This is a genomic window from Sphingomonas sp. P2_B6 (assembly GCF_056404755.1).
Map to the genome: position 1 here is coordinate 1 of NZ_JBFUDK010000030.1, position 2,500 is coordinate 2,500.

General features: G+C 53.9%; 2 rRNA genes (1 of these 2 cut by a window edge). Both read right to left on the reverse strand.

Annotated elements, in window-relative coordinates:
- Positions 1 to 19: 19 nt before the first annotated feature.
- A 5S ribosomal RNA gene (gene rrf / locus AC1DX5_RS23890) occupies positions 20 to 134 on the reverse strand.
- 244 nt (positions 135 to 378) lie between these two features.
- A 23S ribosomal RNA gene (locus AC1DX5_RS23895) occupies positions 379 to 2,500 on the reverse strand (it continues 674 nt past the right edge of the window).

The window sequence follows — 2,500 nt, forward strand, 5'->3', positions numbered from 1 at the left end:
TTGTTTCACCGGCTTCAATGCCTGGCGACGACCTACTCTTCCATTGCTTGAGCAATAGTACCATCGGCGCAGTCAGGTTTCACGGCCGAGTTCGGGATGGGATCGGGTGGGGCACTGACGCTATAGCCACCAAGCAATGAGGCCGGTGAGACARCTCGCGGTCAGTTTCCTGACCGCGGGCAAACCCGGTTAGGGGTTTATCTCGAAAAACGGTTCTTTAGGGTCCCATCAAAGTGATACTTTGATGGGTTCCCTTAAAATCGATGCACGCTTTAGCCTGAATTCAGGTGTAGTTGTTTATTAGGCGTTGCTGTCAATCATCCGACGATCGCGGACAGTGCTGGATCTGAACCCAGGATTGTCGTTGATGGTGGGACTCTCAAGCGCAAATAGAGCAATTAGTATCGGTTAGCTCCATGCGTTACCGCACTTCTACATCCGATCTATCAACGTCGTGGTCTCCGACGGCTCTATGAAATCTTATCTCGAGGGAGGCTTCCCGCTTAGATGCTTTCAGCGGTTATCCCGTCCATACATAGCTACCCTGCTGCGCTTCTGGCGAAACGACAGGTACACCAGAGGTATGTTCAACCCGGTCCTCTCGTACTAGGGTCAACTCCTCTCAAATTTCGACGCCCACGGCAGATAGGGACCAAACTGTCTCGCGACGTTCTGAACCCAGCTCACGTACCACTTTAATTGGCGAACAGCCAAACCCTTGGGACCTGCTCCAGCCCCAGGATGTGATGAGCCGACATCGAGGTGCCAAACAACCCCGTCGATATGAGCTCTTGGGGGTTATCAGCCTGTTATCCCCGGCGTACCTTTTATCCGTTGAGCGATGGCCCTTCCACGAGGGACCACCGGATCACTATGACCGACTTTCGTCTCTGCTCGACTTGTCAGTCTCGCAGTCAGGCTGGCTTATGCCATTGCACTCTAACAGACGGTTTCCAACCGTCCTGAGCCAACCTTCGCGCGCCTCCGTTACTCTTTAGGAGGCGACCGCCCCAGTCAAACTACCCGCCACAGAGGGTCCCTGATCCAGTTTCATGGATCGAGGTTAGACATCAGAAAACAACAGGGTGGTATTTCACCTATGGCTCCACGACAGCTGGCGCCATCGCTTCAAAGCCTCCCACCTATGCTACACAGTTCTTTCCTAATGCCACTCTGAAGCTGCAGTAAAGGTGCACGGGGTCTTTCCGTCTAACCGCGGGTACTCCGCATCTTCACGGAGAATTCAATTTCGCTGAGCATGTCCTGGAGACAGTGGGGAAGTCGTTACGCCATTCGTGCAGGTCGGAACTTACCCGACAAGGAATTTCGCTACCTTAGGACCGTTATAGTTACGGCCGCCGTTTACCTGGGCTTCATTTCGCAGCTTGCACCACTCCACTTAACCTTCAGGCACCGGGCAGGCGTCAGGCCCTATACGTCGTCTTGAAGCCGACTTAGCAGAGCCCTGTGTTTTTGCTAAACAGTCGCTACCCCCTGGCCTGTGCCCCCTCATACTGCTTGCGCAGAGTGAGGGCCTCCTTCTTCCGAAGGTACGGAGGCAATTTGCCGAGTTCCTTCAGGACACTTCTCTCAAGCGCCTTGGTATACTCTACCTGACCACCTGTGTCGGTTTCGGGTACGGTCTATACGGTGGGGCTATTTCCTGGAACCTCTTCGAAGCCCGCCCAATCCAATAAGGGCGAACAACTCACGAGATCCGTCACACACCACCAGGCCCACGAATATTAACGTGGTTCCCATCGACTACCCCCTTCGGGCTCGTCTTAGGGGCCGGCTCACCCTGCGCGGATTAGCCTTGCGCAGGAACCCTTGGTCTTTCGGCGAGAGGGCATCTCACCCTCTTTATCGCTACTCATGTCTGCATTCGCACTTCCGATACCTCCAGGATCCATTACCAGATCCCTTCACTGGCGTACGGAACGCTCCGCTACCGCTCATCTTGCGATGAACCCTAAGCTTCGGTGCGTGTCTTGAGCCCCGTTACATCTTCGCCGCAAAACCTCTTATTTAGACCAGTGAGCTGTTACGCTTTCTTTAAAGGATGGCTGCTTCTAAGCCAACCTCCTGGTTGTTTTGGAAGTTTCACATGCTTTCCCACTTAGACACGACTTGGGGACCTTAGCTGTAGGTCAGGGCTGTTTCCCTTTTGACGACGGACCTTAGCACCCGCCGTCTGTCTCCCGGATATCACTCGCAGGTATTCGGAGTTTGGTTAGGTTTGGTAGATCTCGCGACCCCCTAGCCCATCCAGTGCTCTACCCCCTGCGGTGTCCATCCGAGGCACTACCTAAATAGWTTTCGCGGAGAACCAGCTATTTCCCRGCTTGATTGGCCTTTCACCCCTAAACACAACTCATCCGGTAACTTTTCAACGTTAATCGGTTCGGACCTCCAGTGCGTGTTACCGCACCTTCATCCTGGTCATGCCTAGATCGCCGGGTTTCGGGTCTAATACATCAAACTTAGTCGCCCTATTCAG